The sequence below is a fragment of the Hymenobacter cyanobacteriorum genome (assembly GCF_022631375.1).
GTDB classification, from domain to species: domain Bacteria; phylum Bacteroidota; class Bacteroidia; order Cytophagales; family Hymenobacteraceae; genus Hymenobacter; species Hymenobacter cyanobacteriorum.
Map to the genome: position 1 here is coordinate 560,919 of NZ_JALBGC010000002.1, position 20,756 is coordinate 581,674.

Consider the following 20,756-nt stretch of genomic DNA (forward strand, 5'->3'; position numbering starts at 1 on the left):
GCGCCTCGTGAAGTCAACCTGATTTTACCTGCAATCACAAAAAGCCCGGCCCACAAGCCGGGCTTTTTCTGTTTCTGCTGCTTCTCTTTTCTATACCGTGCCTTACCAACTTCTCACCCGCTCCCGCCGCCTGCTCGCCGATACCGTGACTCCGGTGGGCCTGTTTCTGCGCCTGCGCGACCAGTATGCCAACTGCCTGCTACTGGAAAGTGCCGATTACCACGGCCAGCAAAACGCCTTCAGCTACCTGGTGTGCGAGCCGCTGGCCACGTTTGAGCTGCGGCGCGGCGGGGTGCTACGCCAGCTATTGCCCGGCACCTCCGAAACCACCGAAACGCTGGCGCACCCGCGCGAGGCGCTGGCCCGGCTGCGCGACTTTGCCGCCGCCGGCACGCCCGATGCATCGGCCGAAAAGCTGCCCTTCATCAGCACCGGGCTGTTTGGCTACATAGGCTACGAGGCCGTGCAAAGCTTCGAGGATGTGCAGCTGAACCCGGAGAAAGTGCCGGCCGGTGATATTCCGCTGATTCGCTACGGCGTGTACCGCTACGTTATTGCCTTCAACCACTTCCGGCAGGAGCTGCACCTGTTCGAGCACAGCGTAGCCGGTGAGCCCTCGGCCGAAACCGACGGCCTCGACCGCCTTGAAAACCTTGTGCGCCACCCCAGTGTGCCGAACTTCGGCTTCGCCACGGTGGGCGAGGAGCAGACCAACCAGACCGACGAAGAATTCCTGGCGCGCCTCACGCAGGGCCAGGCCCACTGCCTGCGCGGCGACGTGTTTCAGATTGTGCTTTCGCGGCGCTTTCAGCAGGGCTTTTCGGGCGATGAGTTCAACGTGTACCGGGCGCTGCGGTCCATCAATCCCTCGCCGTACCTTTTCTATTTCGACTACGGCGACTATAAAATCTTCGGCTCCTCGCCCGAGGCGCAGGTGCTGGTGCAGGGCCGCGAGGCTACGCTGTTCCCGATTGCGGGCACGTACCGCCGCACCGGCGACGATGCCGCCGATGCCGCTTCCGCCCAGCGCCTGGCCGCCGACCCCAAGGAAAACGCCGAGCACGTGATGCTGGTAGACTTGGCGCGCAACGACTTGGCCCGCCACGGCACCCAGGTGCAGGTGCGTACGTTGCGCGAAATCCAGTTTTACTCGCACGTCATTCACTTAGTAAGTAAAGTGACGGCCGAGCTGGCCGAAAATACTGATACGCTGCAAGTAGTGGCTGATACCTTCCCGGCCGGCACGCTGTCCGGTGCGCCCAAGTTCCGGGCTATCCAATTGATTGATGGGCTGGAGCCGACCGCCCGCGGCTACTACGGCGGCTGCCTGGGCTTCCTGGGGTTCGATGGCAGCTTCAACCACGCCATTATGATTCGCTCATTTCTGAGCACCGGCAACCAGCTGTATTTCCAGGCCGGCGCGGGCGTGGTGGCGGCTTCGAAAGTGCAGTCAGAGCTGGAGGAGGTGCACCACAAGCTCGGCGCGTTGCGCGCGGCACTGCGGGCCGCCGCCGAAGTGCGCTGATATAAAAGAACGTCATGCATAGCGCAGCGAAGCATCTCGCATGCCGCCACTAATGATGACGTTTTCACGACTGAATTTCCACTGCATGCGAGATGCTTCGCTGCGCTCTGCATGACGTTCTTCTTGCTCCGTCTTCCATGAAAATCCTCGTTCTCGATAACTACGACTCCTTCACCTACAACCTGGTGCACCTGCTGCGCGAGCTCGGCCACGGCCCGAACATGACGGTGACGCGCAACGACCAGTTGACGCTCGAAGCCGTCGAGGCCTACGATGCCATCTTGCTCTCGCCCGGCCCCGGCATTCCCACGGAGGCGGGCCTGATGCCGGCCATCATCGAAAAATACGCGCCCACCAAACGCATCCTAGGCGTGTGCCTGGGCCACCAGGGGCTGGCCGAAAGCTTCGGCGCGGAACTCTACAACATCCCCGCCGTGCTGCACGGCGTGGCCAATGAAGCTGAGGTAACGGTGGGCGACGAGCGCCTCTTTGCCGGGCTGCCCGAGCGGTTCCAGGTGGGGCGCTACCACTCGTGGGCGGTGCGGCCCGAGTCGATGCCCGCCGCGCTGGAAGTAACGGCCCGCGATGCCAATGGCGAAGTACTGGCCTTCCGCCACCGCGCGTACGATGTGCGCGGCGTGCAATTCCATCCCGAAAGCATCCTCACCGAGCACGGCGCGCAGATGCTGGCCAACTGGCTGGCGTGATTGAGCTCTTAGCTGATAGCCGTTAGCTATTAGCTTTTTCAAAATAACAGCCCGTTGAACAACAGCTAAAAGCTAACAGCCATTGGCTAACAGCTAAAAAAATGAAACAGATTCTCACCAAGCTTTTCGACCACCAGCCCCTCACGCACGCCGAGGCCCACGCCGCCATGCGCCAGCTGGGCGAGGGCGGGGCCAACCCGGCCGAAACGGCGGCTTTCCTGGCCGTGTACCGCATGCGGCCCATCACGGTGGCCGAGCTGGCCGGCTTTCGCCAAGCCCTGCTCGACCTGAGCCGCGACCCGGAGCTGGGCACGCACGAAGTCGTGGACATTGTGGGCACGGGCGGCGACGGCAAAAACACGATTAACATCTCCACGCTGGCCTGCTTTATTGTGGCCGGGGCGGGCACGTTGGTGGCCAAGCACGGCAACTTCGGCGTTTCGTCGGTGTCAGGGGCTTCGAACGTGCTGGCCCATTTCGGCTACAACTTCGAAGCCAGCTCCGACCAGTTGCGGCGGCAGCTCGACCGGGCGGGCATTTGCTTTCTGCACGCGCCGGCTTTTCATCCGGCTATGCGGCACGCCGGGCCCATCCGGCGTGAGCTGGGGCTGCGCACTTTCTTCAACATCCTCGGCCCGCTGGTGAACCCGGCCCGGCCGGCGGCCCAACTGCTGGGCGTGTTCAGCCTGGAGCTCCAGCGCCTCTACCACTACCTCATGCAGCCCACCGGTACCCGCTACGCCGTGGTGCACGCCCTCGATGGCTACGACGAACTGGCCCTCACCGGCCCGGCCAAAGTGGTGTCGTCGTTCGAAGGCGAGCGGCTGTTTACCGCCGACACCCTGGGCCTGCCGGCCTGCACGCCCGATGACCTAGCCGGCGGCAGCACCGTAACGGCCGCCGCCGAGCTGTTCAAACACGTGCTCGATGGCCATGGCACCGCCGCCCAGCGCAACGTGACCACCGCCAACGCCGCCCTGGCCCTGCAATGCGCCCGTCCCGGCCTGAGTTGGGAAGACGCGCTGGCGCTTAGCCGCGAGTCGCTGGACTCGGGCGCGGCGAAAAGAGCGTTTGAAACGATGCTGGCGGTGAGTTAAAAGTGAAAAGTTAAGAGTTAAATCCTTCTGATTTTACTCTGTTTTCGCTGCTCTGACTCTCAACTTTTAACTCATAACTTTTAACTACCCATGTCCACCATCCTCGATACCATCGTCGCCCACAAGCGCCAGGAAGTTGCCAGCCGCCGCGAACTGGTGCCCACCAAGTTGCTCGAAACCAGCTTGTATTTCAACTCGCAGCCGCTGTCGCTGCGCAAGTACCTGCTGCGCGAAGGTGGTAGCGGGCTTATTGCCGAGTTCAAGCGCAAGTCGCCCTCCAAGGGCTGGATAAACCAGTATGCACCGGTCGAGCGGACCACGCTGGGCTACATGCAGGCCGGCGCGGCGGCGCTGTCCATCCTCACCGATGCCGAGTTTTTCGGCGGCAAAAACGAGGACCTGACCACGGCGCGCCGTTTTAATTTCTGCCCCATCCTGCGCAAGGATTTCGTGGTGGACGAATACCAGATTCTCGAAGCCAAGAGCATCGGGGCCGATGCCGTGCTGCTGATTGCGGCCGTGCTCACGCCCCAGGAAATCGACACGCTGGGCCGCCTGGCCCGCTCGCTGGGCCTCGAAGTGCTGCTCGAAGTGCACAACGGCGAGGAACTGGCCCGCTCGGCTAACGCCGACGCCGTGAACCTCATCGGCGTGAACAACCGCAACCTGCACGATTTCAGCCTGAGTCTCGATACTTCGCTGGCATTGGCCGAGGCAATTCCAAGCGAGTTTGTGAAGGTGTCGGAAAGTGGGATTTCGACCGCCTCCGCCATTGGCCAGCTGCGCGAAGCGGGCTACCGGGGCTTCCTGCTGGGCGAGGCCTTCATGCGCCACGCCCGCCCCGAGCGCGCCTGTGCCGCACTGGTGCAGGAAATCGCCGCCCTGCCGAAAACCGAAACCGCAGTCGCCTAGTTGCCGGCTATGAAAACGCCCCGCCCCAACCTTTCCGATTTAGCCGCCTCCGCCGGTGTGCCCGGCGCAAAAGCTGTTTCGGCCGCTCCCGCCACTCCGGCGCGGCTGCTGGTGAAGGTGTGCGGGATGCGCGACGAGGCCGCCCTGGCCGGCGTGGCCGCGCTGGCGCCGGATTTCCTGGGTTTCATCTTCGCGCCAAAATCGCCCCGTTTCGTGGGCGACGTGCTGGCCCCCGAGCTGGTGCAGGCCCTGCCGCCCACCATCTGGAAAGTGGGCGTGTTCGTGGATGAAACCACCGAAAATATCCTTGCTACCGCCCACCGCTTCGGCCTTGCTGCCGTGCAGCTGCACGGCCACGAAACACCCGCGCAATGCGAGGACCTGAACGAAGCCGGCCTGCTGGTCATAAAGGCGTTTTCGGTAGGGGAGGCCGTCGATTTCAACGCCCTGCTGCCTTACGTGCCGCATTGCGACTACTTTCTCTTCGATACCAAAGGGGCCGCGCCCGGCGGCAACGGGGCCACTTTCGATTGGAATTTGTTGCAGTCTTACCACCTGCCCGTGCCTTATTTCCTGGCCGGTGGGCTGGGGCTGGAACACGCCGCCGAACTAGCGGCTCTGCGCCTGCCTGGCTTGGCCGGCGTGGACTTAAACAGTGGTTTTGAAACCTCGCCGGGTGTGAAAGACGCTGGCCGCCTGGCCCAAATGCTCACTCAACTGCGCCCCGGCGCACCATTCATATGACTCCCACTACCTCTTATCAACAGCCCACTACCCGCGGCTACTACGGCCAGTTCGGCGGTGCTTTCGTGCCCGAAATGCTCTTTCCCAACGTGGAAGAGCTGCGTACGCAGTACCTGGAAATAATGGCCGACCCCGCGTTTCAAGCCGAATTGCAGGCCCTGCTACGCGACTACGTGGGCCGGCCCACGCCGCTGTTCGAGGCCAAGCGCCTGTCGGCGAAGTACGGCACGCGCATCTTCCTCAAGCGCGAAGACCTTTGCCACACCGGCGCCCACAAAATCAACAACACCGTGGGGCAGATTCTGCTGGCCAAGCGCCTGGGCAAAACGCGCATCATTGCCGAAACCGGGGCCGGCCAGCACGGCGTGGCCACCGCCACCGTGTGCGCCCTCATGGGTCTGCCCTGCGTGGTGTACATGGGGGCAATCGACATGGAACGGCAGGCCCCGAACGTGGCCCGCATGCGCCTGCTCGGAGCCGAAGTGCGCCGCGCCGAAAGCGGCAGCCAGACCCTGAAGGACGCCACCAACGAAGCCATCCGCGACTGGATTGCCAACCCCGTCGACACCCATTACATCATCGGCTCGGTGGTGGGCCCGCACCCGTACCCCGATTTGGTGGCGCGCCTGCAAGCCGTCATCAGCGAAGAAATGCGCAAGCAGCTACTGGAGAAAACCGGCACCGAGCTACCCGATTTTGTGGTGGCCTGCGTGGGCGGTGGCTCCAACGCGGCCGGCGCGTTCTACCACTTTCTGGACGAACCTTCGGTGCGCTTGATTGCAGTGGAGGCGGCCGGGCACGGCATCCACTCCGGGCACTCGGCAGCTACGTCGGTGCTGGGCACGCCGGGCATCATCCACGGCAGCAAAACCCTGCTGATGCAGGACGAGCACGGCCAGATTACCGAGCCCTACTCGCTGAGCGCGGGCCTTGATTATCCGGGCATTGGCCCGCTGCACGCCTATCTGGGCGAAGTGGGTCGCTCCGAATTCATTGCCATCACCGACGACGAGGCCCTGGCCGCCGTGGCCGAATTGAGCCGCCTCGAAGGCATTATTCCGGCTTTGGAAACAGCGCACGCGCTGGCCGCTCTCGGCCAGTTGGGCGCGGGCCCCGACGACGTGGTGGTGGTGAACCTCTCCGGCCGCGGCGATAAGGACCTGGAAACCTACCTCAAAAACATGGACAAGCTGGTGTAGCCTGCGGCTCCCAACGCTACCTATTATATGGACCGCATCAAACACGCCTTTGCGAGCAAGCGCAACCTGCTCAACACGTACTTCACCGCCGGTTATCCCAGCCTGCACGACACCATTCCGCTGGCCAAAGCCTTGGTGGAAGCCGGGGCCGACATCCTTGAAATCGGCATGCCCTTTTCCGACCCGCTGGCTGATGGTCCGGTCATTCAGGGCAGCAGTTCGGTGGCACTGGCCAACGGCATGAACTTGCCCGTGCTGTTCGAGCAGCTGCAAGGCCTGCGCGCCGCCGTGCCCGAAACGCCGGTGCTCCTCATGGGCTACCTGAACCCGGTGATGCAGTTTGGGGTGGAGGAATTCTGCCGCCAGGCGGCCGCCGTGGGCGTCGATGGCCTCATCCTACCCGACCTGCCGCTCGATGAGTACGAAGAATTCTATCAGGAAACCTTCAAAAAACACGGCCTGAAAGCCGTCTTCCTCATCACGCCGCAAACCTCGGAGGAGCGCATCCGCCGTCTCGACAGCCTTTCCGAAGCTTTCCTCTACCTCGTGTCGGGCCCCGGCACCACCGGCGGCACCACCCTGCCCGATGCCGAGGCGCAGGAGAAGTATTTTGAGCGTATCGCCGGCCTGAAGCTGCGTAACCCGCGTCTCATCGGTTTCGGCATTGCCGATAAAGCCGGGTTCGACCGCGCCTGCGGGCATGCCGAGGGTGCCATTATCGGCTCGGCCCTCATCCGTGCGCTGGAGGACGCGACCGATGCGCCGGCCGAGGCTGCGCGCTTCGTGCGCGGTATCAAATCGGCATAATCTAGCACGTCATGCAGAGCGCAGCGAAGCATCTCGCGTGCTGAAGTAACTCAATCGTTTCAACGTCATTGAATAGTAGTTGCACGCGAGATGCTTCGCTGCGCTCTGCATGATGTGCTTTTCTTCTCGAATAATTCTGTGATAATCCAACTCGAAAAATCTGCCTCGGTGCCCGCCATCACCGAGCACCTGAAGCAACAGGGCTACAAAGCCACCGAAGTAACCACCCAGCACGCCCACTACCTGGTAGCCATTGGCAAAAAGGACTTCGACATCCGCACCATCGGCCAGCTGCCGGGCGTGCGCGACGTGCACCGCGTGAGCGACGACTACAAGCTCGTGAGCCGCAAGTGGCGCGTGAAGCCCAGCGTAATCGACCTCGGCGACGGCGTGACCATCGGCGAAGGCTCGCTGGCCTTGTGCGCCGGCCCGTGCAGCATCGAGAGCGAGGCCCAGATGGAAAAGGTGATGGACCACCTCGTGGCCAACGGCGTGCGCCTGATGCGCGGCGGCGTGTTTAAGCCCCGCTCGTCGCCCTACGCCTTCCGCGGGCTGGGGCTGGAAGGGCTGCGCGATTTTCACCGCATGGCCCGGGCACGCGGCCTCAAAATCGTGACCGAAGTAATGCAGGTGTCGCAGGTAGAGGAGATGCACGACTTCGTCGACGTGTTCCAGGTGGGCGCCCGCAACACCCAGAATTTCAACCTGCTGGATGCCCTGGGCGGCGTGGACAAGCCGGTGCTGCTGAAGCGCGGTATCTCGGGTTCGATTGAGGAACTGCTGTCGTCGGCCGAGTACGTGTTTTCGGGCGGTAACGAGAAGCTGATTCTCTGCGAGCGGGGCATTCGCACGTTCGAAACCGCTAGCCGCAATACCCTAGATTTGAACGCGGTGCCCATCCTGAAAGCCAAGAGTCACCTGCCCGTGATTGTGGACCCTTCGCATGGCATCGGCATCCGCGAGTACGTGCCCACGATGGCGCTAGCCGGCGTAATGGCCGGGGCCGACGGCATCGTGTACGAAACCCACGAAACGCCCGAAACCGCCGCTTCGGACGGTGCCCAGACGCTGGATTTTGACGAGTCGGCGCGGCTGATTCGCAACCTGCGGCGCGTGTATGCGCTGCGGCAGGAGTTGGAATAACGAAAAATTAATGTAGCGGAATGCTTGCATTCCCGAAATCGGTTCCTAAATTCGTCCTACTCATGCGCCACCAATTCGTCAATTGCATTAACACCCTAATGACTGCCCCCAAACAGGGCGGGTACGGGCTGCGGTTGGCGCTACCGGAAGACGAGGCATGAAACCCGACTTTCTCTAGAAACCTTCAAAAGCCCGAATCCGCCAGGATATCGGGCTTTTTTTTCGCCCGGTTTTACCCAAGCATCTCCTAATTCTTACGCCATGTTTACCAAGCCCAACCCCGCCACCGCCGCCAGCCAGGACCAGCTCATCTGGAAAATGCTGTTTGACCGCCAGACCGCGCTGCTGCACCGGCGGGCCGTGCCGGCGTTTTGGGACGGTTTGGCCCGGCTGGGCTATCGGCGCGAAGCCATTCCCGACATAAGGGAACTGAGTGCCACCGTTTTCGAAGAAACCGGCTGGCAGCTGGCCCCGGTGGGCCGCCCGTTCGAGCCGGCCGCATTTTTCGCGCTGCTGGCCGAGCGGAAGTTTCCGGTTGTGACCCGCATCCGGCCGATGCACTCGTTCGACTTCAGCCCCGAGCCGGACTTGTTCCACGACTTGTTCGGCCACGTGCCCATGCTGCTCGATGAGGGCCTGGCCAACTTTCTGCACGAACTGGGGCAGGCCTACGTGGCCCAGCCCGAAGGCTCGCCGGCCCGCGAGCAGTTGTGGGCGCTGTACTTCTTCACGGCTGAATTTGGCATGGTGCAGCACGAGGGCAAGCCCATGTTGTACGGCGCGGGCCTGCTGTCGTCGGCCGGCGAAATCCACCACTGCGTGAACGAGCTCACGCCGCGCCCGGCCTTCGACCTGGCCACCGTGCTGCGCACGCCCGTGACCGGGGCCCGCTATCAGCACCAGTATTTCATGCTGCCCGCCTGGGAGCAGCTCACCGAGTGCGTGGAGGAACTGGCGGGAATTCTGGCGCTGCGGTAATATTCCAAATCCGCTGTCATCCTGAGCGCAGCGAAGGACCTTTTCACGTTCGCAGAATTCTACTCAATAGTGATTCAGTTGTGAGAAGGTCCTTCGCTGCGCTCAGGATGACAATACCCCACTAGGCGCAATCAATACCCCCAGCCCAGGCGGCGGTACACGAAATGCAACAGCCACAGCGGCCCGATGAGCAAAAACTGCAGGTCCTTGAGGAAGCTGGGTTTCTTGCCCTCCACCTTGTGGCCCCAGAACTGGCCTACCCAAGCCAGGGCGAAGATGATGAGGCAGATGCTCCAAAGTGGCAGCACCGCCGCGCCCGCCACCACGCGCAGCGCCAGCGCCATGGCCACCCATACTAGCACCATGCCCAAGGCTAGTCGCCCGCTCAGCCGCACGTAGTAGAGCAGCGCCAGCGCCATTACCAGCGTGCCCCAATTCAGCCAGGGGCTGATTTGTTGGATGGCCACTGGCACCGGAATGGCCCACAGCAGCCCGATGAGCGAGAACATTATCAGCGGTACGCACACCCAGTGCACCAATTTATTGGTGGGGTTCTGGTGACTTTCGCCGTATTCGGACAGCAGGGAAGCGAGCGGGGCCATAGCGGTGGGAATTGAAGTAGCGCGGACTTGTAGTCCGCGAGTAGGATGGTGTAGTGTGGGCGTGGACTACAAGTCCGCGCTACAGCGCTGGTGTTCAGGCTCACCAAAGTAGCACAAAAAAAGCCTTCCCAATCGGGAAGGCTTTTCTATTGCAGACCAAACGAAACCTATGCTTTCAGCTTGAAGCGGCCGCGCAGGTAGGCCAGCGCGTGGCCGTGGGCTTTGGCGGCGTCGTCCTTCTTGAATTTGGGATTGGAGGGGTTGGCGAAGGCGTGGTCGGCGTCGTAGCTCTCGATGGTGACGCTTTTGCCGGCGGCGGTCATGTCCTTTTTGAATTGGGCTACTACCTCGGGGTTAATCCACTTGTCCTGGCTGGCGAAGATGCCCAGTACGTCGGAATTTAGGGTTTTGAGTTTGGCCACGTCCTTTTCGGGCATGCCGTAGTACATCACGCAGCCCACGGTCTGCTTGCCGCCGAGCAGGGCTTCCTGCAGGCTCCAGCCGCCGCCGAAGCACCAGCCGATGCTGGCCAGCTGCGCCTTGGGGCCGGCGTACTGTTGCGCGCCTTTGAGGATGGCCGTGGCGCGCTCGGTTTTCACCTCGCCCATGTATTTGCCGGCTTCTTCGGGCGTGGTGGCCACTTTGCCGTCGTATAAATCGATGGCGATGACGTTGACGCCGGGCAGCTCGGCCGCGAAAGTGGCGGCTTCTTTTTTGATGTAGTCGTTCAGGCCCCACCACTCGTGAATCACGAACAGGTACTTGTTGCTGGGCTTGGCGCTTTTGATTTCGAAACCCTTGCCGGTGCTGCCGTCGGGCGTTTTGAACTCAATCATTTTGCCCTCGCCGGCATAAGAATAGGGCAGGGGCGCATCGTGGCCGCCCGAGAAGTCCTTGTCGGCGGCGAGCATGGCGAAGGCCTCGGTGGCCGAAGCCGAGAGGTTGGCAGCCGGGCGGGCGCAGCAGCTGGCCATCTGCTGGGCCGAGGCCGAGAACGAGAGGCTCAGCAGGGCCGCGCCGAGCGTGAGTAGTTTTTTGGTGAACATGAAAACAGTAAGAAGTGAAACGAATGAGCAAGCGCAACAGCTAACCTGGTAAAACTTCCCGCGCAAGGTGGCGAAGTTTCGGCAATTCGCGCGTTGCCCGGCTGCGCAGCGCGGCCGAATCGGTGGTCGCTACGGCAGCTTCGGCGGCGGCCACTACTTCGGCGGCCAGCTCGGGGTAGGGGTCGGCCAGCCGGGCGGCGGCCGTGAGGGCGTAGGCCCGAATGGCCACCGGCTCGCGGGGTGCCCGCAACAGGGCCAGGCAAGTATCGAAAGCCAGCGCCTGCCACTCCTCGGGCACAGGCACAAATTGCAACACCCGCACCACGGCCCGCCGAATGGCCGGGTGCTGCTCCGGGCCGGGTTGGACGGCGGCCAGCAGGCCCGGCAGGTGGGGCACCAGCCATTTAGGCTTCCGTTCGCCAACCCAGCCCAGCACGTCAGCGGCCAGCTGGCGCTCCCGTTCTGCGCCGTACCAGAACAGCTGGAGCAGTTCGGCCAGCGCCGCGGGGTGGGCGCAGGCGTAGTCGGCCAGTCGCTGGGTCTGGCTCGCCGAGTGTTCCCGCAGTAGCTCGGTTCGGAGGTTCATGGGAGCAAAGTAGCGCGAACTTTTAGTTCGCGCCCCAAAACGGCAGTCGTTAAGACGGCGCGGAGACGCGGACTACAAAGTCCGCGCTACAGGTCCATGCTACACCAAAATGCCCGTTGCAATCGAAGCGCCTAGTTCGGTGAGCAGCGCGAAGAGGCCTACGTAAGTCCGGTTCAAATAGATAAAATGCTCGGAGCCGCGCGGTTCGCGCTGTTTGCGCAGCTCGGGGTCGGCCATGAGGTCGTCGCCGAGGGCGTAGAGGGCGGCCATGTAGGCCGGGTCGCCGAAATCGAACGTGGCCTGGCGGAAGGGGCAGCCCACCAGCTCCAGCGATGCCTGCATGGTGCGCAGGTAGAGGGCGCGCATGGCGGGCGCATCGGTAGCGCGCAGCACGCCAGCCTGGGCAAGCAGCGCTTCGAGGCGGGCTTCGTCGGCGAAGGTTTCGGGGGCCAGCAGGTCTTTGAACAGCTCGTACACATCCTGCGGTACGTCTTTCACGCAGCCGAAATCGAGCACGCCGAGGGTGCCGCCGTTCTCGGCGCGCATCAGGAAGTTGCCGGGGTGCGGGTCGGCGTGCAGCTGGTGCAGCTCGTTGAACTGGAATTGGTAGAAATCCCACATCGCCTGGCCGATTTGGTTGCGAATTTCCTGCGATGGATTTGTCGCCAGAAATTCTTTGAGGTGCTGGCCGGGCAGCCAGTCCATGGTGAGAATGCGGGCCGTAGAAAATTCGGGATAATAGGCTGGGAACTCCAGATGCTGCAGCGGCTGGCACTTGGCCGCTATTTCCTGGCCGCGCCGCAGTTCCAGCTTGTAGTCGGTTTCTTCGAGCAGCCGCGTTTCCACTTCTTCCAGGTAGGGCCGCACCTGGGCCTCGTTCAGGCCCATGACGCGCAGGGCAATGGGCTTCACTAAGCGGATGTCCGACTTGATGCTGTCAGCCACGCCGGGGTATTGCACCTTCACCGCCAGCGCTTTGCCATCCTTGCGGGCAAAATGCACCTGCCCGATGCTGGCCGCCTGCCGCGCCTCCGGCTCAAACTCGTCAAAAAGCTGAAACGGCGACTTCCCGAACGCATCCCGGAAAGCCTTCACCACCAGCGGGCCGGAGAGGGGCGGGGTCGAATACTGGGCCTGGGCAAACTGCTCGGCGTAGGCCGTGGGCAGCATGTTTTTCTCCATCGCCAGCATCTGCGCCACTTTCAGTACCGAGCCTTTCATCTCGCTTAGCGTGCCGTATAGTTCAGCAGCGTTGGCGGCGTGCAGGTCTTCGGTGGTCGATTCTGAGCCCACGGCCTTCTTGGCGTAGTGCTTAATGTAGTTGGTGCCGACGTTGAAGCCGGTTTTGGCGAAGCGGGCGGCGCGGGCCACTTTGGTGGTCGGCAGCGAGGTTTGAGGTTCGTCGGACATAGCAGTAGGGGCGGGGCTTGCCCCCGCCCGAATCGTCGGGAGTTTGTCGTTGAGCGGGTTCGTTCAACGATTCGGGCGGGGGCAAGCCCCGCCCCTACACTGTTACTTTCGCACCAGAAACCGCACGAAATCCACGGCCGAGTCAATCGTATTGCGGCCCACCAAGTCGAAGCTCAGCGTCACGGCTTTTTCCACGGCGGCATCGGTGCGCTCGAAGTTCACGGTGTCGTCCTTGGCAAAATAGCCGAGCACGAACAGCGCCTGCTGCCAGAAAAAGCGCGGGTAGCCATCCTGCACCAGCGGGCGGTTGGCGATTTCGCCAGTCACGCGGCCGTCGCGCAGCAGGTCGCTTACAAAGTATTCAAAGTCCTGTCGAAAGTCGTCGAGCACGCGGGGCGACAGCGCCGGAATGCGATGCAGCGAGCGCCGCAGGCTCATCAGCGCATAGGAGCGGTTGTTTTTGAGGATTTCGAGCAGCGTGTAGTAAAAGGCCAGGAGCTTTTCGCGGCTGCCGTAGCCATCCCACACCGGCTCGGCGGCGGCCGTTTCGCGGGCCTGCCGGCCGAAATCGGCCCAGATTTCGCGGTCGATGGCTTCGAAATTCGGGTAGTGCTGATAGAATTCCGACTCGGCAACGCCCAGCTGTTGGGTCAGCTTAAACACCGATTGCGGCGGGTGGCCTTCGTTGAGCACGAAGTCGAGGTAGGCTTGTTTGATGCGGTCCTTTTCCATGCTGGTGTAACCGGTTGAGGGGGCGCTAGGTTCGGATTGTAGCGCGGACTCGGCGAGTCCGCGCCCGGGCGAACGTTCTGCAAGGCGCGGACTCGCCGAGTCCACGCTACGAAGCCGCAATGCGCGCCGCCCGAATGGCCTCCACGGCCCGCTCGCGGGCAAATTTGTGCTCCACAATTGGCGCGGGGTATTTTGAAGTTCCCACTTCGGGCACCCAGCGCCGGATGTATTTCAGTTCGGGGTCGACCTGCGCCTGCTGGCTCTCGGGGCTATATACCCGAAACCACGGGGCCGAGATGGCGCCGGTGCCGGCCATCCACTGCCAATTGCCCACGTTGTTGGCCATGTCGTAGTCGAGGAGCTTATCGGCAAAATACCGCTCGCCCCAGCGCCAGTCGATGAACAGGTGCTTCACCAGAAAGCCGGCCACGGTCATGCGCACGCGGTTGGGCATATAGCCGGTTTCGTTGAGCTGGCGCATGCCGGCATCGACGAGCGGGTAGCCGGTGCGGCCCTCGCACCAGGCCCGGAATTCGTCCTCGTTGTTGCGGTACTCGATGTGCCGCATCTTAGGGTCGTAGCTCTCGGTGGCCGTGCGGGGAAAATGCCAGAGCAGCATCATAAAGAAGTCGCGCCAGATGATTTCAGCCAGCAGCTTTGGGTTCAGCGCCCTGGCCTGGCGCATCACCTCGCGCACGCTCAGGGTGCCGAAACGCAGGTTCAGCGACTCGCGGGTGCTGCCGTGCTCGTTGGCGGGCGTGTCGCGGGTTTTGTGGTAGTTGCGCACGATGCTTTCGGCCGGCAGCTTCACCGGCGGGAAGTGCTGCTCTTTGCGTTCGAACCCCATGCTTTCAAGCGTAGGCCGGGCCCCAGCTTTTTCCCGGGAAACGTGGTGTAGGTAATCCTTTTTGAACAGCTTTTTGGAGTCGTGCGGCTCCAGCAGCTCATCGGTCAACCTGGCCGTGTAGGCTTTCAAATAAGCGCCGAAAACCTTGGGAACGGTGCCCGACTTGGTCATAATCTCCTCTTTGGCGAAAATCACCTGGTCCTTATAAGTGTGAAAATCAATGCCGTGCTTTTTCAGCAGCTTCGCCACGGCCGTGTCGCGCTCGGTGGCGTAGGGTTCGTAGTCCTCGTTGGTGTGCACGGCCGCCACCTCAAAGTCCTGCACCAACTGCTCCAGCACCTGCAGCGGCGCGCCGTAACGGGCCAGGAAAGTGCCGCCCGCCGCTTCGGTTTCCTGCGCCAGCTTTTCTACTTCATCATGAATGAAGGTGAGCCGGGCATCAGCCTTTTCAGGCAGATGGTCCAGGATTTCCTGGTCGTAGATGAACAGCGGCAGCACCGGCAGGCCGCTCGCCAGCGCTGCCGCCAGCCCCGCATTATCATGAATGCGCAGGTCGCGCCGGTACCAGAAGATGCAGATTTTCATATTTGTTGTAAGTTGCTGGTTGTCAGTCCTTAGGTTAATCAACCGATAATCTGCTCCTAACAATTGACAACCAGCAACTGACAACAAAAACACTACTTCAATTTTCCCATGCCGCCATCCACGGCCAGTACCTGGCCGGTCACAAACGAGCTGTGGTCGGAGAGCAGGAATGAGGCCGTGTAGGCCAAATCCTCGGGCTGGCCGATGCGCTGCAAGGGGTGGCGCTTGCCACCGGCCTCCACCTTCTCGGGCGAATTCAATAATGCAGCGGCCAGGGGCGTGTTGGTGAGCGAGGGTGCGATGCAGTTTACGCGCACGCCGCTGGCGGCGTACTCGGCCGCCAAAGCCCGCGTGAGGCCCTCCACGGCCGCTTTGGCCGTGGCAATGCTGGCGTGGAAGCTCATGCCTGTATCGGCCGCCACGGTGCTGAACAGCACGACGGACGCGGTGCCTTTGGCTTTTTTCAGGCGCTTCATTACCGCTTGCAGCACCCGCACCGCGCCCAGCACGTTCAGGTCGAAATCGGCCGCAAAATCGGCCACGGGGATGCGCTCAAATGGGCGCAGCTTGATGCTGCCGGGGCAGTACACCACGCCGTGCAGCACGTCGGGCAGCGCATCGAACGTAGCACCGGTTTCCTGCGTGGCGTCGTAATCGAAGTACGTGGTGTTCAGGGCTGCCAGCTCGGGCGAGCGGTGGCGCGAGGCCGTGAACAGGTTGGCCCCGAGGCCGGTGAGCAGCGTGGCCGTGGCCAGGCCAATGCCGGATGAGGCGCCGATAACCAGAATGTTTTTGTCGGAAAACTGCATAGGTGGCCCAGCGAGAAAAGCGTGAGCCAGCACAACAGCGGGGCTACCCATAGGGTTGGCGACCCTCGGCTTAAAATTCGAGAGTCAGGTCGAAGCGGCCGTCCTGCAGCTCGGCGGCGGCCGCATTGCCCGCAGCCGCGAAGCGCAGGGCGAAAGTGCCGCTAATATGCCGGGTGTTGGGGTCCCAGGCAGTTATTTCAATAATGCCGGGGTTCTGCGTCGGCAGCATCTGTGCGGGGCCGGGTAGCCAGTGCTGGTTGGCGGCGTCGCGGGTGGCAAGCTGCAGGGTAGTGGCCGTTGGGGTGGGCAGGTACCGCCCTGCGCCGCGGAAGTGCGCCAGCTGAAACGTGAGCCCGTGCAAAACCGAATTGCGGGACTCGTAATTCTGCGTATCGGCCGAATTGATTTGCAGCGTGCTATCGGGATAGAGCAGGCCATTCACCGGCTTCGCCCAGCGGCCAAACGAAAAAATGGCCGCTAGCAGCGACTGGCCATAATCGTGGGCGACCACTGGCACGCCATTTAAATGGTATTCAACCGTATTGCCCTGAAAAACCGGGACATCGGGCAACGCGGGCTCAACGTCGGTGGTGGCGAGGGTGCAGCCCGCGAAGGCGCCGAGCAACAGGCACAACAAAAAACGAGGCATGGTTCAATAAATGAAAGAGTTAGCGGCCAGCGGCCGACCAGCGCGCCAGGTCGAATTGGACCGTCGAAAGCAGGCAGTACACCGAGTGCTGCGGGTTTAGGTTGGCCTGGCCCGTGAGGCCCAGCCGCACGCTGCTGTGCGCAAACTCGGGCGCTTGCCAGGCCAGCTCCAGCGGCAGGCCCAGGGCTGCGTAGTCGCGGTAGGCATAGTAGTGGGTGGCATCGGAGGTAAACAGGCCGCTTTTGCGCAGGCTGTAGCGGTATTCGCCCAGCTGCCGGCCGTTCACGTAGGCCAGCCCTGCGGCCACTATCACAATCGACTTACCGGCTTTCAGGGGGTAGCCCACCAGGCCAGCAGCCACTTCGAACTGCTGCGAGTAAGCATTGATGTCATCGCCAAACAGATGCGCCCGCGGCTCTGCATCCGGCCCCCAAATTTTGCCGCGAACCCGGGCATAGGAAACCCACCGCTGGGCGCGGTAGCCGCCGTGCATTTCCAGGCCATTGCCCACGCCCAACCCCATTTGCCACGACGATGACGCCGCCGGAGGCGCCCCCGGGGCCGATTGGGCCTGCACTGTCAGGCTCAGCAGTAGGGCCGGCAGGAAGTGATAATGAGAAGCCATTGGAAGAAAAGATGTTGGAAAGGCACAGGCTTGCGCGGAAGCTTTCGCAGAGATACGGCACCGGTGAAATTGGTTGCACCAGTACTTCACAAATTGGTAACACAGACCATTTGCCGTTGACGGGCAATTAATTGCAGCTTGTGCAAACGTTTGTATTGATGTTTCTACAGCCTTTGGCGTAGTTTCGCCGTATTCGCGCCTGTTATCCCACTGCTTCTATGAACATAACTAAACTCCTGGTCGCCAACCGCGGCGAAATTGCCATTCGCGTGATGCGCGCCGCCACCGAGCTCAACATCCCCACCGTCGCCCTCTACACCTACGAGGACCGGTACTCGCAGCACCGCTACAAGGCCGACGAAGCCTACCAGATTGGCCGCGACGACGAGCCGCTAAAGCCGTATCTGGACATCGAAGGCGTCATCCGCATCGCCAAGGAAAACGGCGCCAACGCCATCCACCCCGGCTATGGCTTCCTCTCCGAAAACGCCATGCTCTCGCGCCGCTGCGCCGAAGAAGGCATCATTTTCGTCGGCCCGCGCCCCGAAGTCATGGAGGCCCTCGGCGACAAAGTGCGCGCCAAGGAAGTGGCCCAGCAGTGCCAGGTTCCCCAAATCGAAAGCAGCGAGGCTGAGCTGGTCGACTTTGAAACCGCTAAAACCGAAGCCAACCGCATCGGCTACCCCGTGATGCTGAAGGCGGCCAGCGGCGGCGGCGGGCGCGGCATGCGCATCATCCGCGACGATGAGCAGCTGGAAAAAGGCTTTTTTGAGGCCCGCAACGAAGCGCTGAATGCGTTTGGTGACGACACGGTGTTCCTCGAAAAATTCGTGGAGCGCCCCAAGCACATTGAAATTCAGCTGGTGGGCGACCACCACGGCAACCTCGTGCACCTGTATGAGCGCGACTGTTCGGTGCAGCGCCGCTTCCAGAAAGTGGTGGAAGTAGCGCCCGCCATGAACCTGCCCGACCACCAGCGCCACCTCCTGTATGAGTACGCTCTGCGCATCGGCCGGGCCGTGGGCTACGACAACGTGGGCACCGTGGAATTTCTGGTGAACCCCGAGCAGGACCGGATTTACTTTATTGAAGTGAACCCCCGCATTCAGGTAGAACACACGGTAACCGAGATGATTACCGGCATCGACCTGATTAAAACCCAGATTTACATCGCCGCCAACTACAAGCTCAGCGACCCCGAAATTGGCCTCGGCCCCGATGTGGTGCCGCTGCGCGCTGGTTTTGCGGTGCAGTGCCGCGTGACTACCGAAAACCCCGCCAACGACTTCAAGCCCGACTACGGCACCATCGTGGCTTACCGCTCGGCCGGCGGCTTCGGCATCCGGCTCGACGAGGGCTCGGTGTATCAGGGCGCGGTGGTGTCGCCGTTTTTCGATTCGATGCTGGTGAAAATTTCGGCCCACGCGCCCACCCTGCACGCGGCGGCCCAAAAGATGTTGCGCGCGCTCGACGAGTTTCGGGTGCGCGGGGTGCAAACCAACATTCCGTTTCTGAAAAATATCGTCGGCAACGAGGAATTCCAGACCGGCCACGCCACCGTTGATTTCATCAAGGACCGGCCCGAGCTGTTCCAGTTCGAAAACCGGCAGGACCGCGCCACGCGCCTGCTCGGCTTCATCGGCGAAACGGTGGTGAACGGCAACCCCGACGTGCGCCACCTGCTCGACCCGCGCGCCAACCCGCGCCGCCCGCACCTGCCGCACTCCGAATTTACCGAGCCAACCCCCGGCACCAAGCAGAAGCTGGACGAGCTGGGCCCCGAAAAATTTGCCGAGTGGCTGCGCAACGAGCCCCTGATTCATTACACCGACACCACCCTGCGCGACGCCCACCAGAGCCTGCTGGCCACCCGCATGCGCACCTGGGACATGCTGAAAGTGGCCCGTGCCTACGCCCAGCAGCATCCCCAAACGTTCAGCCTCGAAGTCTGGGGCGGCGCGACGTTCGATGTGGCCCTGCGCTTCTTGCACGAAGACCCCTGGGAGCGCCTGGCCAAGCTGCGCGAAGCCATCCCGAACATCCTCCTACAAATGCTCATTCGCGGGGCCAACGGCGTGGGCTACAAGGCTTACCCCGATAACCTGACCGAGCGGTTTGTGCAGCAAGCGGCCGAAACGGGCGTGGACGTTTTTCGCATTTTCGACTCGCTGAACTGGATGAAAGGGCTGGAAGCCTGCATCGGCTTCGTGCGCAACAAAACCACGCGCCTGGCCGAAGCCAGCATCTGCTACACCGGGGACATCATGGACCCGAACCGCACCAAATACACCCTCGACTACTACCTCAAGCTGGCCAAGCAGCTCGAAGATGCCGGCGCGCACATCCTCTGCATCAAGGACATGGCCGGCCTGCTCAAGCCCTACGCCGCCACCGAGCTGATTCAGGGCCTGCGCGATACCGTGAAGCTGCCCATTCACCTGCACACCCACGACACCTCCTCGCTGCAGCCTGCTACGTACGCCAAAGCCGTGGAAGCCGGGGCCAACGTCATCGATGTGGCCATTGGCTCGCTCTCGGGTCTCACCTCGCAGCCCAACTTCAATTCGGTGGTCGAAATGTTCCGGGGCACGCCGCGCCACCGCGAGTTCAACCAGCATTCGCTCAACGAGTTCAGCAACTACTGGGAGGCCGTACGCGAGATGTATTACCCGTTCGAGTCGGGCCTGAAAGCGGGCACTTCGGAGGTGTTTCAGCACGAGATTCCCGGCGGCCAATATTCCAACCTGCGCCCGCAGGCGGCCTCGCTGGGCCTGCTCGACAAGTTTGAGGAGGTGAAGCAGCGCTTCGCCGACGTGAACCTGATGTTTGGCGACATCGTGAAGGTGACGCCCAGCTCGAAAGTGGTGGGCGACATGGCCCTGTTTATGGTGTCGAATAATCTCACGCCGCAGGACGTGATGGATAAAGGGGAAGGCCTGAACTTCCCCGAGTCGGTGCGCGAGCTGTTTCGCGGCGACATTGGCCAGCCCGAAGGCGGCTGGCCCGCCGAACTGCAAAAGCTGATTCTCAAGAACGAAACCCCGTTCACCGACCGGCCCAACGACCACCTAGCACCCATCGATTTCGACAAGGAGTGGGCAGCGTTTCAGGAGAAATTTCCCGGCGCGAAATTCACCGATATGCTCTCGTCGCTGCTCTACCCGAAGGTGTTTGAGGAGTATTGGGCGCACCGCCAGAAATTTGGCAACGTGAGCAAAGTGCCGACCTCGACGTTCTTCTACGGCCTGAAATCGGGCGAGGAAACCATCATCGAAATTGCCCGGGGCAAGTCGGTTATCGTGCGCTTGGAATCGGTGGGCGACATCAATGAGGAAGGCTGTCGCACCATCTTCTTCACCCTCAACGGCCAGACCCGCAACCTGCAGGTGCGCGACCAGTCGGTGGCCGTCACCAAAATCAGCAATGCCAAGGCCGACAAAGCCAACCCGCGCCAGCTGGGCGCGCCACTGCAAGGCATGCTCAGCAAAGTGCTGGTGAAACCCGGCCAGGCCGCACCCAAAAACACGCCGCTCTTCGTCATCGAAGCCATGAAGATGGAAACCACCATCACGGCCCCGCAGGACCTGACCGTGGCCGACGTGGTGCTGCCCGAAGGCACCCGCGTGAGCGCCGATGATTTGGTGCTGACGCTGGGTTAGTTGATAAATGTAGAGACGCATATTTGCGTCTCGTCGTTGAACAATGCCGTCGAGACGGCGCACACGACGAGACGCAAATATGCGTCTCTACGCT

At 62.0% G+C, this 20,756-nt stretch carries 19 protein-coding genes; 10 read left to right on the plus strand and 9 right to left on the minus strand.

The features are described 5' to 3' along the window. Window positions 1-97: 97 nt before the first annotated feature. From MON38_RS07475 to MON38_RS07515, 9 genes are all read left to right on the plus strand, one after another. Window positions 98-1,525 carry an anthranilate synthase component I family protein gene (locus tag MON38_RS07475; RefSeq protein WP_241935536.1) on the plus strand — a complete coding sequence of 476 codons (1,428 nt, stop codon included), beginning with the start codon at window positions 98-100 and terminating at the stop codon, window positions 1,523-1,525. Window positions 1,526-1,662: 137 nt separating this feature from the next. Beyond that, a complete protein-coding gene (locus MON38_RS07480; protein WP_241935537.1) occupies window positions 1,663-2,232 on the plus strand; it encodes an anthranilate synthase component II in 570 nt (189 codons plus the stop codon). Between the two features lie 101 nt (window positions 2,233-2,333). Beyond that, window positions 2,334-3,329, plus strand: a complete 996-nt coding sequence (gene trpD, locus MON38_RS07485; RefSeq protein ID WP_241935538.1) for an anthranilate phosphoribosyltransferase — start codon at window positions 2,334-2,336, stop codon at window positions 3,327-3,329. Window positions 3,330-3,419: 90 nt separating this feature from the next. Next, window positions 3,420-4,241, plus strand: a complete 822-nt coding sequence (gene trpC / locus MON38_RS07490; protein WP_241935539.1) for an indole-3-glycerol phosphate synthase TrpC — start codon at window positions 3,420-3,422, stop codon at window positions 4,239-4,241. A 9-nt stretch (window positions 4,242-4,250) separates the two neighbouring features. Next, the gene (locus MON38_RS07495) at window positions 4,251-4,985 is read left to right on the plus strand and encodes a phosphoribosylanthranilate isomerase (protein WP_241935540.1); all 735 of its coding nucleotides are present in this window, start codon (window positions 4,251-4,253) and stop codon (window positions 4,983-4,985) included. Further along, complete coding sequence (gene trpB / locus MON38_RS07500; RefSeq protein ID WP_241935541.1) at window positions 4,982-6,184, plus strand: tryptophan synthase subunit beta; 1,203 nt, start codon at window positions 4,982-4,984, stop codon at window positions 6,182-6,184. The genes MON38_RS07495 and trpB overlap by 4 nt, the downstream gene beginning before the upstream one ends. A gap of 27 nt (window positions 6,185-6,211) precedes the next feature. Further along, a complete protein-coding gene (trpA, locus tag MON38_RS07505; protein WP_241935542.1) occupies window positions 6,212-6,991 on the plus strand; it encodes a tryptophan synthase subunit alpha in 780 nt (259 codons plus the stop codon). A 138-nt stretch (window positions 6,992-7,129) separates the two neighbouring features. Next, window positions 7,130-8,134: a 3-deoxy-7-phosphoheptulonate synthase gene (aroF, locus tag MON38_RS07510; protein WP_241935543.1), complete on the plus strand. Its 1,005-nt coding sequence runs from the start codon at window positions 7,130-7,132 to the stop codon at window positions 8,132-8,134. Between the two features lie 261 nt (window positions 8,135-8,395). Continuing rightward, a complete protein-coding gene (locus MON38_RS07515; protein ID WP_241935544.1) occupies window positions 8,396-9,112 on the plus strand; it encodes a phenylalanine-4-hydroxylase in 717 nt (238 codons plus the stop codon). Between the two features lie 131 nt (window positions 9,113-9,243). Here the strand turns inward: MON38_RS07515 and MON38_RS07520 are convergent, their stop codons facing one another. From MON38_RS07520 to MON38_RS07560, 9 genes are all read right to left on the minus strand, one after another. Next, a complete protein-coding gene (locus tag MON38_RS07520) occupies window positions 9,244-9,714 on the minus strand; it encodes an Mpo1 family 2-hydroxy fatty acid dioxygenase (RefSeq protein WP_241935545.1) in 471 nt (156 codons plus the stop codon). Between the two features lie 167 nt (window positions 9,715-9,881). Further along, complete coding sequence (locus tag MON38_RS07525; RefSeq protein ID WP_241935546.1) at window positions 9,882-10,760, minus strand: dienelactone hydrolase family protein; 879 nt, start codon at window positions 10,758-10,760, stop codon at window positions 9,882-9,884. A gap of 40 nt (window positions 10,761-10,800) precedes the next feature. Continuing rightward, window positions 10,801-11,346 carry a hypothetical protein gene (locus MON38_RS07530; protein ID WP_241935547.1) on the minus strand — a complete coding sequence of 182 codons (546 nt, stop codon included), beginning with the start codon at window positions 11,344-11,346 and terminating at the stop codon, window positions 10,801-10,803. 99 nt (window positions 11,347-11,445) lie between these two features. Then, window positions 11,446-12,756, minus strand: coding sequence for an ABC1 kinase family protein (locus tag MON38_RS07535; RefSeq protein WP_241935548.1), 1,311 nt, complete (start codon window positions 12,754-12,756; stop codon window positions 11,446-11,448). Between the two features lie 102 nt (window positions 12,757-12,858). After that, the gene (locus tag MON38_RS07540; protein WP_241935549.1) at window positions 12,859-13,488 is read right to left on the minus strand and encodes a TetR/AcrR family transcriptional regulator; all 630 of its coding nucleotides are present in this window, start codon (window positions 13,486-13,488) and stop codon (window positions 12,859-12,861) included. A gap of 106 nt (window positions 13,489-13,594) precedes the next feature. Further along, window positions 13,595-14,920 (minus strand): cryptochrome/photolyase family protein, encoded by a 1,326-nt coding sequence (locus MON38_RS07545; protein ID WP_241935550.1) that lies wholly within the window; start codon window positions 14,918-14,920, stop codon window positions 13,595-13,597. Window positions 14,921-15,012: 92 nt separating this feature from the next. Further along, on the minus strand, window positions 15,013-15,729 hold the full coding sequence (locus MON38_RS07550; RefSeq protein ID WP_241935551.1) for an SDR family NAD(P)-dependent oxidoreductase: 717 nt from the start codon (window positions 15,727-15,729) through the stop codon (window positions 15,013-15,015). Between the two features lie 70 nt (window positions 15,730-15,799). After that, the gene (locus MON38_RS07555) at window positions 15,800-16,378 is read right to left on the minus strand and encodes a hypothetical protein (RefSeq protein ID WP_241935552.1); all 579 of its coding nucleotides are present in this window, start codon (window positions 16,376-16,378) and stop codon (window positions 15,800-15,802) included. 19 nt (window positions 16,379-16,397) lie between these two features. Next, entirely contained in the window at window positions 16,398-17,003 is a 606-nt protein-coding gene (locus MON38_RS07560) for a hypothetical protein (protein WP_241935553.1), read from the minus strand. Window positions 17,004-17,221: 218 nt separating this feature from the next. Between MON38_RS07560 and MON38_RS07565 the strand changes: the two genes are divergently transcribed. Continuing rightward, the gene (locus MON38_RS07565; protein WP_241935554.1) at window positions 17,222-20,662 is read left to right on the plus strand and encodes a pyruvate carboxylase; all 3,441 of its coding nucleotides are present in this window, start codon (window positions 17,222-17,224) and stop codon (window positions 20,660-20,662) included. The last annotated feature ends 94 nt before the right edge of the window (window positions 20,663-20,756 follow it).